Origin of the sequence: Histidinibacterium lentulum (assembly GCF_003789055.1) — a bacterium.
GTDB classification, from domain to species: domain Bacteria; phylum Pseudomonadota; class Alphaproteobacteria; order Rhodobacterales; family Rhodobacteraceae; genus Oceanicola; species Oceanicola lentulus.
The window spans coordinates 87,859-101,792 of record NZ_ML119084.1 but is presented as its reverse complement, the minus strand read 5'-3'; the positions used below and the strand labels follow the sequence as shown (position 1 = coordinate 101,792).

At 71.0% G+C, this 13,934-nt stretch carries 10 protein-coding genes; 2 read left to right on the top strand and 8 right to left on the bottom strand.

The window, feature by feature from the left end; genetic code table 11:
• Positions 1-2 precede the first annotated feature (2 nt).
• The 5 genes from rodA to EAT49_RS08695 are packed head-to-tail and all read right to left on the bottom strand — an operon-like array spanning position 3 to position 5,668.
• Positions 3-1,142, bottom strand: coding sequence for a rod shape-determining protein RodA (gene rodA, locus EAT49_RS08715; protein ID WP_123641934.1), 1,140 nt, complete (start codon positions 1,140-1,142; stop codon positions 3-5).
• Positions 1,142-3,097, bottom strand: a complete 1,956-nt coding sequence (gene mrdA, locus EAT49_RS08710; protein ID WP_123641933.1) for a penicillin-binding protein 2 — start codon at positions 3,095-3,097, stop codon at positions 1,142-1,144. Before mrdA ends, rodA begins: the two co-directional genes overlap by 1 nt.
• Positions 3,094-3,636: a rod shape-determining protein MreD gene (locus EAT49_RS08705; protein WP_123641932.1), complete on the bottom strand. Its 543-nt coding sequence runs from the start codon at positions 3,634-3,636 to the stop codon at positions 3,094-3,096. The genes mrdA and EAT49_RS08705 overlap by 4 nt, the downstream gene beginning before the upstream one ends.
• A complete protein-coding gene (gene mreC / locus EAT49_RS08700) occupies positions 3,629-4,576 on the bottom strand; it encodes a rod shape-determining protein MreC (protein WP_123641931.1) in 948 nt (315 codons plus the stop codon). Before mreC ends, EAT49_RS08705 begins: the two co-directional genes overlap by 8 nt.
• A 51-nt stretch (positions 4,577-4,627) precedes the next feature.
• Entirely contained in the window at positions 4,628-5,668 is a 1,041-nt protein-coding gene (locus EAT49_RS08695; RefSeq protein ID WP_123641930.1) for a rod shape-determining protein, read from the bottom strand.
• Between the two features lie 235 nt (positions 5,669-5,903).
• Between EAT49_RS08695 and EAT49_RS08690 the strand changes: the two genes are divergently transcribed.
• A complete protein-coding gene (locus tag EAT49_RS08690; protein WP_123641929.1) occupies positions 5,904-7,316 on the top strand; it encodes a YcjX family GTP-binding protein in 1,413 nt (470 codons plus the stop codon).
• Between the two features lie 89 nt (positions 7,317-7,405).
• On the top strand, positions 7,406-8,086 hold the full coding sequence (locus EAT49_RS21815; RefSeq protein WP_425459521.1) for a GNAT family N-acetyltransferase: 681 nt from the start codon (positions 7,406-7,408) through the stop codon (positions 8,084-8,086).
• Here the strand turns inward: EAT49_RS21815 and EAT49_RS08680 are convergent.
• The 3 genes from EAT49_RS08680 to EAT49_RS08670 all read right to left on the bottom strand — a co-directional run bounded on the left by EAT49_RS08680 (position 8,055) and on the right by EAT49_RS08670 (position 13,931).
• The gene (locus tag EAT49_RS08680; protein WP_123641927.1) at positions 8,055-9,056 is read right to left on the bottom strand and encodes a YeiH family protein; all 1,002 of its coding nucleotides are present in this window, start codon (positions 9,054-9,056) and stop codon (positions 8,055-8,057) included. The two genes, EAT49_RS21815 and EAT49_RS08680, sit on opposite strands and share 32 nt — an antisense overlap.
• 49 nt (positions 9,057-9,105) lie before the next feature.
• A complete protein-coding gene (cysE, locus tag EAT49_RS08675; protein ID WP_123641926.1) occupies positions 9,106-9,921 on the bottom strand; it encodes a serine O-acetyltransferase in 816 nt (271 codons plus the stop codon).
• A gap of 71 nt (positions 9,922-9,992) precedes the next feature.
• Positions 9,993-13,931: a baseplate multidomain protein megatron gene (locus tag EAT49_RS08670; protein ID WP_123641925.1), complete on the bottom strand. Its 3,939-nt coding sequence runs from the start codon at positions 13,929-13,931 to the stop codon at positions 9,993-9,995.
• Positions 13,932-13,934: the final 3 nt, after the last annotated feature.

Sequence of the window (13,934 nt, the reverse complement as noted above, 5' to 3'; positions counted from 1 at the left end):
GCTTACCTCGGGCGGTGGACATGGGCGGACTGCACCAGCCCGAAGGCCATGAGCAGAACGAGCATCGCGGAGCCGCCGTAGCTCACGAGCGGCAGCGGCACGCCGACGACGGGCGCAAGGCCCATCACCATCGCCATGTTGATGGCGAAGTAGAGGAAGAAGGTCATCGCCACGCCGAGGATCATCAGCTGCGCGAAGCGCGCCGATTGCCGCAGCGCCGTGACGATGCAGAAGAAGATGATGAGCCCGTAGAGGATCAGCAGGGTGATGCCGCCAAGAAAGCCGAATTCCTCGGCGAGCGTGTTGAAGATGAAATCGGTGTGCTTTTCCGGCAGGAAGTTCAGCCGCGACTGGGTGCCCTGCATGAAGCCCTTGCCGGTCACCCCGCCCGAGCCCAGGGCGATCTTGGCCTGGGTGATGTGATAGCCCGCGCCGAGCGGATCGTTCTCGGGGTTCAGGAAGGTGTCGATGCGGCGGTACTGGTAGTCCTGCAGCAGCTGCCAGGGCGTGCCGCGGCTCTCGAAGACGGCGACGACCGCGGCCACGCCGCCGCCGATCAGCGTGGCGAAATAGGCCCAGTGCACGCCGGCGAGGAACATCATCGCGCCGCCGCCCGTCAGCAGCAGCAGCGCGGTGCCGAGGTCGGGCTGGCGCAGCACCAGCGCCACCGGCACGAGGATCAGCACCAGCGGCGGGATGAGCCAGAGCGGGCGCGAGGTCCGGTCGAGCGGCAACCAGTCGTAATAGGCGGCGAGCACCATCACGATGGCGATCTTCATCAGCTCGGAGGGTTGCAGCTGCATGAAGCCGATGTCGATCCAGCGCACCGCGCCCTTGCCCGCGACGCCGAAGAACTCGACGAGGATCAGCAGGACCAGCGCGACGGCATAGGCGACGCCGGCCATGTTGCGCCAGAACCAGAGCGGGATCATCGCCGCGGCGATCATCAGCGTGAAGCCGAGGCCGAAGCGGACCATCTGCGGCTCCGCCCAGCGGGACATGTCGCCGCCGGCCACGGAGGTCAGCATCAGCACGCCGATGGCGGCCACCGCCGTCACGAGGAGGATCAGCGGCCAGTGCAGGTAGAGCACCTTGCGCAGGCCCGAGGGGACGTACTTGACCTGATACTCGAGATAGGACATCAGGCGCGGTCCCGCATGCTGGCGGCCCTTGCGGCGGCGCGCTGCTCCATCTCCTGCTGCTGGGTCTGGATGCGGCCCCGGTGGGCCGAGGGGTAGGCGTCGAGCGGCGGGGTGCCGCCGTAGAGCGCCTGCAGCAGGATGTCGCGCGCGATCGGCGCGGCCGCGGCCGATCCTCCGCCGCCGTGCTGGACGACCACCGAGATCGCGTAGCGCGGGTTGTCGTAGGGGGCATAGCCCACGAAGAGCGCGTGATCGCGCCGTTCCCAGGGCAGGTCCTCGTTGCTGACGACGCCGGCGCGGCGCTCCTCGGGGGTGATCCGGCGCACCTGGGAGGTACCGGTCTTGCCGGACATGCGCATTTCGGGGGCGTCGATGCGGCTGCCGTAGGCCGTGCCGCGGCTGTGGTTGGACACGGCGAACATCGAGTCGCGGATGCGTCGCAGGTGGTTCTCGTTGAGCCCGAGGCTCTCGCCGCGGCCCGAGGGCTGCGGGATCCCGTCGATGGAGCGCACGAGCCGGGGCTTGATCTCGAGCCCGGTGGCGATCCGTGCCGTCATCACCGCCAGCTGCAGCGGCGAGGCGAGGACATAGCCCTGCCCGATGGAGGCATTGACCGTGTCGCCGATGCGCCAGTCCTCGCCCCGGGTCCGACGCTTCCATTCGCGGTCGGGCGCGATGCCGTCGGACACGGCCGAGAGCGGCACGTCATGCTGCACGCCGAGGCCCAGCCTGCGCGCCATGGCGCCGATCGCATCGATGCCGACGCGCTGGCCGATGTCGTAATAGTAGATGTCGCAGGACTGAGTCATGCTGTCGTGCAGGTTCATGTTGCCGTGCCCGCCCCGGCGCCAGCAGTGGAACCGCAGGTCCGCAACGTCGAGATGGCCCGGGCAGTAGACCGTCTCCTCGCTGTCGATCTCGCCCGCCTCGAGCGCGGCGAGCGCGGTGATCATCTTGAAGGTCGATCCCGGCGGATAGGCGTCCTGAACCGCCTTCGAGGCGAGCGGGCGGTACTTGTCGTCGGCCAGCATCCGCCAGTCCGCCACCGAGATGCCGCGCACGAAGAGGTTGGGATCGAAGCTCGGCGCCGAGCCGATGGCCCGGATGTCGCCGTCCTCGAGGTCCATCACCACGCAGCTGGCGCTTTCGCCCTCGAGGCGGATCTGGAGGTAGCGCTGCAGGTCGCTGTCGACGGTCAGCTGCAGGTCGCGGCCCGGCACGCCCTCGTCCCGGCCCAGCTCGCGCATGACGCGCCCGGCGGCGTTGATCTCGATGCGGGCGGTGCCGGCCGAGCCGCGGAGCGTGTGCTCGAGCCGGGCCTCGACGCCGGTCTTGCCGACCTGGAACCGGGGGATCTCGCGCAGGAGCGGATCGTCATCCTCGGCGAGATAGCCGCGGGTCATGTCGAAATCCGACACCGGGCCGACATAGCCCACCACATGGGCCATGTCCTGACCGCGCGGATAGAGCCGGGAAAGCCCCACCTCGGCATGGATGCCGGGCAGCGACGGCGTGTTCACGGTGACCCGCGCCACATGCTCCCACGGCACCCGCTCCATGATCGGCACCGGGGCAAAGGCCGAGCGGCGCGCCATCTCCTCCTTGGCGCGCTCGATCGCCGCGGGATCGACGGGGATCAGCCGGGCGAGGGCGGCCAGGGTCTCGTCCACGTCGCCCGCGTCCTCGCGGATGATGACGATGCGGTAGTTCTGCGCGTTCTCGGCGAGCTTCACGCCGTTGCGGTCGAAGATCAGGCCGCGGTCGGGCGGCAGCAGCCGCAGGTTGATGCGGTTCTCTTCCGCGAGCAGTCGGAATTCCTCCGCCTGGCCCACCTGCATCGACTGCATCCGCCAGCCCAGTACGCCGACGAGGCCCAGCTGCAGCCCACCCATCACCAGCCCGCGGCGGGTGACGATGCGGCTGGCGCGCTCGAGTTCCTTCTCGGGACGCCTCATAGCCGGTGCCCCAGGCTGTCGACCTCGCCCGGTGCGGGGCGGCGGACGCCGAAGACGATCCAGGACACGAAGGCGGCGACGGGATAGACGAGCACGGTCAGCACCATTTCGATCATCGACAGGGACAGGGGTGGCGCCGGCACGAAGGCCACCGCGAGCATGGCCCGGTAGCCAAGGCAGATCGCCACGATTGCGAGCGCCGCGGTGGCCCATTCCACGCTGAACGGCACCGCGCGCAGGTCGCCGGAGCGACGACGCAGGATCTCGGTCACCACCACGACAATCCCGGCCCAGAGCCCCGGCGGGCGCTGGTAGAGAAGGTCCAGCATCAGGAAGACCGCCGCGATCAGCGCCACGGGCACGAAATCCGGCCGCCGTGCCACCCAGGCGAGGGTGAAGGCGAGGATCAGGTCCGGCGGCGCCCAGCCGCGCGGCTGGCTGCCCAGCGGCAGGAGCGAGACAAACACCGTCAGCGCCACGGCCGCGACGAAGACCGCCCGCCCGATCAGGATTTCCGCGGCGGGAGAGCGCTCAGCCATCGGCGCCCTCCGTCCGGGCCAGCTCCTCCGGCCGGGTCAGGGGGGCGGGGCGCAGGGTGTCTGGGTCGACGTAGACCGGCGGCTCGACCGGCGCGATCAGCGCGCCCGGATCGGTGATCCGCTCGGCGGGCTGGCTGCGCATCACGCGCAGGAACTCCAGCCGCTCGTAATCCGCGGCAAGCCGCACCCGCAGGCGCCGGTCGGTCCCCAGCGCCACCTGCCCGACCAGCAGATCGGCGGGAAAGACGCCGCCGTCCCCCGAGGAGACGACGCGGTCGCCGGGCCGCACGAGGTCGTCGTTCTCCAGGAACAGGATCGGCGGGTTCATCGAATTGTCCCCCGCGAGGATGGCGCGCTGGCCCGAGGGCTGAATCGTCACGGGGATGCGGCTCGACGTGTCGGTGAGGAGGATCACCCGGCTCGATTCGCGTCCCACGCCCGAGATGCGCCCCACAAGGCCGATCCCGTCCATCACCGGCCAGCCGTCGAGCACCCCGTCGCTCGCGCCCACGTTCAGCAGCACCGACTGCCGGAAGGGCGATCCCGAGTCGGCCAGCACCACGCCGGTGACCCAGGTCAGCTGAGGGTCCACCCGCAGGTTGTTGAGATCGCGCAGCTTGGCGTTCTCCTGCTCGAGCTGGAGAGCGGCCTCGCGCCAGGCCTTCATGGTCTGCAGTTCGCGGCGCAGGTCGTCGTTCTGCTCGGCCAGCCGCTGGTAGGAGCGGAAATCCTTGGCGAGGTTCACGAGCCCCGTCACCGGCGCCATCGCCCAGTCCATGGGCGGCACCACGGTGTCGATCACCGCCGCGCGGAACCTCTCGACCCGCGGGCTGTCGATCCGCCAGACGAGGAACACGGCGAAGAGCGCAAGGACCAGAACCGCCACCAGCAGCCGGCGGAGCGGGCCCGCGTAGTCGGTCTGTTGTCGGTCCCTGGCCAAGGCGCCATCTCCACCGGTTGAGGCCCTCTATAGCGCGGGCGGGCGGAAAGATCAGCTGTCGTAGTCGATCACGTGCCGGAGCTGACGCTCGAATTCCAGCGCCTTGCCGGTGCCCAGCGCCACACAATTCAGTGACTCGTCGGCCACCGAGATCGCGAGGCCGGTCTGTTCCCGAAGCGCGAGATCGAGCTCGCCCAGAAGCGCGCCGCCGCCCGTGAGCATCACGCCCCGGTCGACGATGTCGGCGGCGAGATCGGGCGGCGTCGCCTCGAGCGCGGTCATCACCGCCTCGCAGATCTGCTGGACCGGCTCGGCCAGGGCCTCGGCGACCTGCGCCTGGGAGATTTCCGTCTCCTTCGGCACGCCGTTCAGAAGGTCGCGCCCGCGGATGTGCATGGACTGCCCGCGCCCGTCGTCTGGCATCCGGGCGGTGCCGATGGAGGTCTTGATCCGCTCTGCGGTCGACTCGCCGATCAGCAGGTTGTGCTGGCGTCTGAGGTAGCTGACGATCGCCTCGTCCATCCGGTCGCCGCCGACCCGGACCGAGCGGGCATAGACGATGTCGCCCAGGGACAGCACCGCCACCTCGGTGGTGCCGCCGCCGATGTCGACGACCATGTTGCCCGTGGGATCGGTGATCGGCATGCCCGCGCCGATGGCCGCGGCGATCGGCTCCGCGATCAGCCCCGCGCGGCGCGCGCCCGCGCTCAGCACCGAGGTCCGGATCGCCCGCTTCTCCACGGGGGTGGCGCCATGGGGCACGCAGACGATGATCTTCGGCTTCGAGAAGGTGGAGCGCTTGTGCACCTTGCGGATGAAGTGCTTGATCATTTCCTCGGCGACGTCGAAATCGGCGATCACGCCCTCGCGCATGGGCCGGATCGCCTCGATGCTGCCCGGCGTGCGGCCCAGCATCAGCTTGGCGTCCTCGCCCACGGCCAGAACCTTCTTCTGGCCGTCCTTGATGTGATAGGCCACGACCGAGGGTTCGGACAGGACGATGCCCTTGCCCTTGACGTAGACGAGCGTGTTGGCCGTGCCGAGGTCGATCGCCATGTCCGAGGAGAAGAGCCCCGACAGAAAACCCCACATGTGCATCCGCTCCATTGCCCGGGTGCCGCCGCAAGGCGCGGCACCAATGCCCCCGCGCCGCGATTCTGCCCGGAGGGCAGGCGGCCCGGTGGCTTATAGGGAAGGGGCGGTGCGGGTGAAAGGGGGCCACGGCAAAGGCTCAGCGCATATCCGCCGCCGGCGTCCGGCGGCGCCGCGGATTGCATCGGCGCGGGCCGTCCCTATGTTCGGGGCGCGAAAGGTAAGGGGCAGGCAGTTGGTCATCACGGCGATCGCGGACGGCATCACCCGCGGGGTGGAACGCGCCGCAAGCCTTGCGTCGGCGCCCTTTTCCGACCCGGTGATCCGGCTCGGCGTCACCGGTCTCAGCCGGGCGGGCAAGACCGTGTTCATCACCTCGCTGGTGGCGAACCTGATGGACCGGGGGCGGATGCCGCAGTTCCGCGCGGCGGCCCAGGGCGCGATCCGCACCGCCTATCTGCAGCCCCAGCCCGACGACACCATCCCGCGCTTCGACTACGAGGACCATATCGCGCGGCTGACCGCCCCCGAGCCCAGCTGGCCGGAGGGCACGCGCCACATCTCCGAACTGCGCCTGTCGCTCCGGGTGCAGCCCACGGGCCTTCTCGCCGGCCTCACCGGGCCGCGGACGGTGCATCTCGATATCGTCGACTACCCGGGCGAATGGCTTCTCGACCTCGCCCTGCTGGACAAGGACTATGCCACCTGGTCGGCCGACACGCTCGGCCGGATCGAGGCCCGGGGCGCGGCGGACCGGGTGGCGCAGCTCGCCGCCGCCGACGGCACCGCCGATCTCGACGAGGTGGAGGCAAAGGCGCTGGCGCAGACCTATACCGCCTATCTGGCCGAGGCCCGCGCGGAAGGCTGGTCCGACTGCACGCCCGGCCGGTTCCTGTTGCCCGGCGATCTGGCGGGCTCGCCCGTGCTGACCTTCGCGCCCCTGACGAAGCCCGCAAATCCCGGCCGCCGGTCCCTCTGGCGCGAGTTCGAGCGCCGCTACGAGAGTTACAAGCGCAACGTGGTGCGGCCCTTCTTCCGCTCCCATTTCGCGCGGATCGACCGGCAGGTGGTGCTGGTCGACGTGCTCGGCGCGATCCACGGCGGGCCGCGCGCGGTCGAGGACATGCGCCAGGCGCTCGCCGATATCCTCGGCGCCTTCCAGCCGGGACGGAATTCCTTTCTCAACCGCGTCTTCGGCGGCCGCAGGGTGGAGCGCATCCTCTTCGCCGCCACCAAGGCCGACCACCTGCACCATTCCCAGCACGGCGAACTCACGGCCATCGCCGAGGCGCTCCTGCGCGACGCCCGCGACCGTGCGGATTTCGCGGGCGCGAAGACGAAGGCCATGTCCATCGCCTCCCTCCGCACCACGACCGAGACGGAGATGCAGCACGAGGGCCGCACCCTGGGCGTGGTCCGCGGCCGCCTCCTTGCGACCGGGCGCGAGGCCGCCTTCCATCCCGGGGACCTGCCCGGCGACCCGTCCCACCTGCTTTCGCCCGCCCGTCAGGGGGCGGAGCGCTGGCTCGACGCCGATTACGGCGCCATGATCTTCGCCCCCGCGCGCCTGACGCTGCAGCCCGGCGAGGGACCGCCGCACATCCGCCTCGACCGCGCTGCGGACTTCCTGATCGGGGACCGGCTGTGACCGCCGCCCGTGCCCTGCGCGCCGCCATCCCCGCCGACGCCCCCGCCATCGCGGCGATCCTCTCGGACTGGATCGACGGGACACCCTGGATGCCGCGCCTCCATACCCGCGAGGAGGACCTCGGCTTCATCGGCGGCGAGGTCGCGACGGGCGGCGCCACCGTCGCGCTTCTGAACGCCACCGTCGCGGGATTCTCCATCCTGCGCGACCGGTGGCTCTCCTGCCTCTACGTCGCCGCCCCCGCGCGCGGCTGCGGACTGGGCTCTTCGCTGCTTCAGCAGGCTCAGGCCCGGGGGCCGCTCTCGCTCTGGTGCTTTCAGGCCAACGAGCCTGCACTGGCCTTCTACCGCCGCCACGGCCTCACCGAGACCGCGCGCACCGATGGCGCGGACAACGCGGAACGGCTTCCCGACATCCGCCTCGAAAGCCCGGGCCTCCCCGGACCCGGCCACGCGTCCCCGAAGGTGCCCGGTCCGCTCATCGCCCCACCCCCCCATTTTTCTGGCCGGAGATATTCCGGGGGGTCCGGGGGGCAGCGCCCCCCGGCGGGGGGGGCCGCCGGGGGGGGGGGCGCCCCGCGGGGCCCCCCCCGGGGGCCCCCCCCCCACCCCCCGTGGCTGCGGGGGGCCTGGGGGGCGCCGCGGGCCCCGCCCCGCCCCCCCGCCGGGGGACGTCCCGTCCCCCGGACCCCCTGGGGGATATTTCAGGCCAGAAAAGTGGGGGGCGAGGCGCGACCGGTCAGCCGAGAAGCGCAAGACCGAGGGCGATGAACCCGGCGAGAAAGAGCGTTTCCGCCAGAAGCATTCCCATGGCCGCCGGGCCGATCCGCAGGACGTCGCGCAGGCTCGTCGTGGCCCCCACCGCCGCGATCGCCATGAGCAGGCAGCCGCGGGACAGCGCGCCGGCGAGATCGGAGACCCGGGCCGGCACCAGACCCGAGGAGTTGAGCGCCGCGAGCGCAACGAAGGCCAGGACGAAGCCCGGCAGGATCGGCGGGCGTTCGGCCCCCGTCGCCGCCATGCGGCGGGTCATGGAAGCGACCGCCAGCACCACCGGCGCCAGCATCGCCACCCGGATCAGCTTCACCAGCGTCGCCGTCTCTCCCGCCTCGGGCGAGACGGAGAACCCGGCGCCCACCACCTGCGCCACGTCATGGATGGTGGCCCCGAGATAGACCCCCGCCGTGTGATCGTCGAAGGCCAGTGCCTGCGCCAGCACCGGATAGAGCACCATCGCCACGGTCGACAGCAGCGTGACCCCCACCACGGTGAAGGCAAGCTCCTGCCGGTGCCGGCCCTCCTGCGGCAGCGCCGCGGCGATGGCCATGGCCGCCGAGGCCCCGCAGATCGCCACCGCCCCCGCCGAGAGCACCGCGAACCGCTGACGCATCCCGGTGATCCGCGCGAGAAGCATCCCGAATCCGAGGGTCGCCAGAACGCCACCCACCACCAGCACCAGGGTCCCCGCGCCCAGGGCAGCCACCATGTCCGTCGTGATCCGGAGGCCCAGTAGGGCCACGCCCAGCCGCAGCACATGACGTCCCGCGAAGGCCAGACCCGGCGCCGTCCGCGACCTCCCCTCGCCGAGGAAGTTCAGGGCCAGCCCGAACAGCAGTGCCAGAAGCATGGCCGGCGCGCCGTAATGCGCCGCGACGAACCAGGCGGCCAAGGCGATAAGGCCCGCCAGCAGGACCCCGGACCCGAGCGGCGTCATGCGCGCGAAGAGAGGTGGCAGGGACATCCGCTCCGACTATCCCGGGCCTCCGCCCAAGGCGAGAGCCGCCGCGGGGTCAGGACCTCGGTGTCGTCTGCAGGATCTGGTTCATCGACAGCGACGGCTGGGTGCAGCCCGCCTCGCCCACGATCTTCGCGGGAACCCCCGCCACGGTCTTGCAGGGGGGCACGTCCGACAGCACGACCGAGCCCGCGGCGATGCGGCTGCAGGCGCCGACCCTGATGTTGCCTAGCACCTTCGCCCCCGCGCCGATCAGGACGTGATCGCCGATCTTGGGATGGCGGTCGTCGTCCTCCTTGCCGGTGCCGCCCAGCGTCACCGAATGCAGCATGGAGACGTTGTCGCCCACCACCGCCGTCTCGCCGATCACGATGGAATGGGCGTGGTCGATCATGATGCCCCGCCCGATCCGCGCGCCGGGGTGGATGTCCACGCCGAAGATCTCGCTCACCCGCATCTGGACGAAATAGGCCAGGTCCGTGCGCCCCTCGGTATAGAGCCAGTGGCCGAGGCGATAGGCCTGCACCGCCTGAAAGCCCTTGAAATAGAGAAGCGGCTGCATGAACCGGTGGCAGGCGGGATCGCGTTCGTAGACCGCGACGAGGTCGGCGCGCGCCGCCGCCGTCAGATCGGGCTTGGCGTCATAGGCCTCGTCCGCGATCTCGCGCAGGATCTGCTCGGACATCTCGGGGCTGGCGAGCTTCATCGCCAGCCGGTACGCGAGGGCGCAGTCGAAACTGCCGTGGTGCAGGATCGTCGCATGGATCAGCCCGCCCATCAGCGGTTCGTCCGCGACGGCGCGGGTGGCTTCCTCGGTGATCCGGTCCCAGACCGGGTCGAGCGGGCTGACTTTCGGTTTGGGGTCGAACATCGCGGGGCCCTCCTTCAGCGCTCCTTACCGAAGCTAGGCGCGCCTTGGGAAGAAAAAAGGGCCCTGGAGGGTCATCCGACCGTGACGGCCCGCGCCGGCCCCGGGCCATAGACGACAGAGACCTGTGCCACCCGAAGCGTCACCGGGCCTGTTGCGCCTCCGTCCGCCGACCTCTGGGCCGCGGTATAGAGACAGGACGGCCCGTCCAGATCGAGCGTCCGCAGCAGCGTGCCGCCCTGTGACAGCTCGATGCGGTAAAGCTCGCGCTCCTCGCCGAGCGGCACCTCCGGTCCGTCCCAGCCGTCGCCGCCGATCCGCGTGCGCCGCGTCCAGCGCGCGGCAAGATCGCCGCCCTCGACCGAGGCCCGGAGGTGGGCGACCGCCCAGGGCCGCAACCCGTTTCCGCGGAACGCGTGGACCGCACCGCGGTAGCTGCGGTGATCATGGGCCCGTTCCGCAGGCCCCCAGCGCAGGTGCCGCGCCAGACCCCGCGCGGCGGCGGGCAGGGCCATCTGCCCGATCCGCCCGTCGAGCCGGATGAAGATCGACCCCGCGGGCCAGACCGGGGGCATCCCCCCGTCGCTGCCCGCCTGGCCCCGAAGCCGCAGGCTCAGGTCATAGATTCCGGGCGCGACCAGTTCGGCGCGGGCGAACTGGATCACTTCCCATCCGTCGGGCGTGCCATCCCCGACCGCCGCGAGGTTCGCCCCCGCCAGCAGGTCCGCCTCCGTCACCGAAGCCAGGACGCCGCCAAGCATCCGCACCCTGAGCGGCCGTCCCCTGTCCCAGCGCCCCGGCGGGGCGGCGACGAGCGGCGTCTCGGTGAGCCCCGCCACTGCCCCCCTCGCCTGCACGAGGTTCAGCGCGAACCCGTGATCGGCCGTCGACTCGTAGAGCGCCACCGGCCCGCCCCAGGGCTTCGCCACCGCGGCGAACCACGGCGCGTGAGGCACCTCATCGCCGGTCAGGACCGGCAGGTCGAGGAACAGCCCCTCCGTCGGCAACCCGCCCGATCCGGCGGAAGCGCGCACGTCCAGCCTGCCGTCATCGAACGCGACCGCGCGCGCCGCACCATCCACCCGCGTCGCCTCCACATGGCGCTCGAGCCCGGTCTCCGCCCGGTCGATCCGGTAGAGCCCCCGCCCCTCGCCATCGTCGAGCGCCACGACGTCTCCGGCCCCCAGCCCGCTCGCCGATGGCGGCAGTGCGAAAGAAACGCTGTCCCGCGCCGCACGCGACTCGGAAAGCCAGCGCCGCGCGATGGCCTCCGCCTCTCCGCGGGTCAGCGCCATGGGCAGGTCGCTTCGACTGACGGCGCGGCTGGCATCTCCCGGATGGCCCACCTCCACCGAGGCGGCCTCAAAGTCGCCCCCCTCCGACACGAAGCCCAGCCGGACCCGTCCCGCGACCTCCGCCTCCGCGGCGCGGGTGCGGCGGACATCCTCCTCCTGCCGGTCCGACAGCGCCAGCGCGTCAGGACCCACCTCTCCCGCGACAGTCCCGTTGCGGCTCCGGAACACCAGACGCCCGTCCCGCTCGATCGCATCGACGCCATGGGCCAGCATCAGCGGCTGCAGCGCCGCCCGTCCCGTCGTCACATCGGGCAAGGCATAGCCACGCACCAGCCCATGGGCGTCCGCGGTGTCGAGCGGCCCGACAAGCCCGCTCCGCCGCGCCACCTCCCGCAGCACGTCCGACAGCGGCCGAAGGCCCGTGCGCCCGGTGATCCAGTGCCCCCGCTCCCAATTGGCGCCATCGGACCAGACATCCGCCCGTCCCGGAAAGGCCGGCCAGGGCCGCGCGTCCCAGGCCCAGTAATGGGCCCGTCCCATGTCGAGCATCCTGAGACCGGAGAAGGGCGAGACCGGGTTGTTCGCCGGGTTCTCCCAGTAGGACATCATCGCGCGGACATATTGCAGCTGGATCAGCTCGTCCCGGCGACCGTCGGAGAAATGGGGAATGGTCGATTCCGACGACTTCGGATCGAGAAACTTGTTGGGCTGGTTGGTGCCCTTGTCGATGGCGGCGCAGCCGAACTCGGTGAACCAGATCGGCTTCATGCCCGGCGTCCAGGCCGTGGGCACCGCCGCCCTCTGCCCGTTCACCCGGTCGTGGTGGTAATGGCTCCACCAGCCCGGCAGGTCCTTGTAGCGCCAAAGCCAGGGCTCGCCCAGGTGATCGGAAATCGGTGTGCGCAGCTGCGCCGCCCGGTCGGCGTCCGAGGCATAATACCAGTCGTAGCCCTCGCCCCCCGCCACGTTGGCGCGCAGGTAGGCAAGGTTGTGGATCGAGCCCCAGACCGCATCCGCATGGTCCTCGCCATCGCGCCAGTCCGACAGCGGCATGTAGTTGTCGATGCCGATGAAATCGATCGCCGGATCGGCCCAGAGCGGATCGAGGTGGAAATGCTTGTCGCCCGTCCCCTCGGGCTGGTGGCCGTGATATTCCGACCAGTCCGCGGCATAGCCGATCTTCGCGCCGGTCAGGATCGCCCGCACCTCGGCGGCGAGCTGGCGCAGCGCCGCCACGGCAGGATAGCCGCCGCCCTGCCCCCGGATCGTGGTGAGCTCCCGCATCTCCGAGCCGATGCAGAAGGCATCGACGCCCCCCGCCACCGCGCAGAGATGGGCGTAATGCAGGATGAACCGCCGGTAGGACCATTCCTCCGGCCCGGCATAGCCCACGGTCCCCTCGCCCTGCACGAAATGCCCGGGCGCGCAGGTCCCCATGAAGGCCGCTACCTCCGCATCCGCCGCCGCGGTCTCCTGGGGCGAGCCTGCCCGCCCCCAGGCCAACGAGGTCGTGATCCGCCCGCGCCAGGGCAGATGCGGCTGGCCCGCCTGCCCGGTATAGGGATCGGGCAGCGTGTTGCCCGGCATCTGGTCCATCAGGATGAACGGGTAGAAGGTTACATGCTGCCCCCGCGCCTTCAGCTCGCGCAGCATCTGCACCACCGACTGGTCCGTGGGCGTGCCCCCGTAGACCGGCCCGCCCTCCGCGTGCGGCACGGGCGCGGCATCGCCCCGGCTGAGCCCCGAACAGGTCCAGGCCAGATCCCCGTCCGCATCGTGATGCTCCACCTTGGGGCGCAGCGTGCAGACATCGGCCCTCAGATCGTCCCCGAACCACGACACGATGAGCGAGACCGCCTCACTCCGCGGCAGCTCCGCCCGAAGCTGGTCGAGCGCCACCATCGCATCCGCCCGCCCGTCCGGCGTGTTGACGTTGATCAGCCGCGTCTCGCCCCAGCCCGCCTCCTGCGTGACGGGCTCTGTCGCAAGCGCGTATTCCCCCGATCCCGGCATCAGCGCGACCGCCCGCACGGCCCGGGCCACGTCGGGCCGGGTATAGCCGTCCGCGCCCAGTGCCAGCGGCGCTCCGGGGCGGATCACCTCGAAGGAGAACGACGGCACCCGGTTGCCGAACGGCGCGAGCGCCAGGTCCTCGAAGAGCACATAGGCCACCCCGCGATAGGCCGGGGCCAGCCCTGCGCCCTCCACCGCCTCGATCTTCGGATCGGGCAGCTGATGCTCGGAACCGGGGTAAAGCCGCATGTTCAGCGTATGGGCCGGAACCTCCCGCCCGTCCGCCCAGATGCGGCCCACCGCCGTCACCTCGCCCTCACAGAGCGCCACCGCAAGGCTCACCGAATAGCTGAACTCGACCACCTCGGGGCTTGCGGGCCGCGCCGCGCGCCCCTTGCCGCCGCCCCCGCCCGAGCGCGTCTCCTCCTCGCGAAAGGCCGAGGCCCAGATCACCTGTCCCGGCACGCGCATCCGCCCGTGGACGCGCCCCACCGGCGCGCCCTCCGAGGCGCCCGTCAGGCGAAAGCGGTCCACTCGCCCGGTCTCCACGGGCTCGGAGCCCTGCCCCATCAGCCGCGCGTCGATCACCCGCCCCAGAGTGGCCCCCGCCGCCCGGCCGATGACACTCGCATGCAGGCCGAGAAAGCTGCCGCCCACCGCATTGCCCAGCGCCATGCCGGCGGCTCCCAGAACGATCGTCGCCATGGC

Excerpts from the sequence above, each read along its gene's own strand:
- rodA (WP_123641934.1), bottom strand. The coding sequence starts at position 1,142 with ATGTCCTATCTCGAGTATCAGGTCAAGTACGTCCCCTCGGGCCTGCGC.
- mrdA (WP_123641933.1), bottom strand. The coding sequence starts at position 3,097 with ATGAGGCGTCCCGAGAAGGAACTCGAGCGCGCCAGCCGCATCGTCACC.
- EAT49_RS08705 (WP_123641932.1), bottom strand. The coding sequence starts at position 3,636 with ATGGCTGAGCGCTCTCCCGCCGCGGAAATCCTGATCGGGCGGGCGGTC.
- EAT49_RS08695 (WP_123641930.1), bottom strand. The coding sequence starts at position 5,668 with ATGTGGGGTTTTCTGTCGGGGCTCTTCTCCTCGGACATGGCGATCGAC.
- EAT49_RS21815 (WP_425459521.1), top strand. The coding sequence starts at position 7,406 with ATGCCGCGCCTCCATACCCGCGAGGAGGACCTCGGCTTCATCGGCGGC.
- EAT49_RS08680 (WP_123641927.1), bottom strand. The coding sequence starts at position 9,056 with ATGTCCCTGCCACCTCTCTTCGCGCGCATGACGCCGCTCGGGTCCGGG.
- cysE (WP_123641926.1), bottom strand. The coding sequence starts at position 9,921 with ATGTTCGACCCCAAACCGAAAGTCAGCCCGCTCGACCCGGTCTGGGAC.
- EAT49_RS08670 (WP_123641925.1), bottom strand. The coding sequence starts at position 13,931 with ATGGCGACGATCGTTCTGGGAGCCGCCGGCATGGCGCTGGGCAATGCG.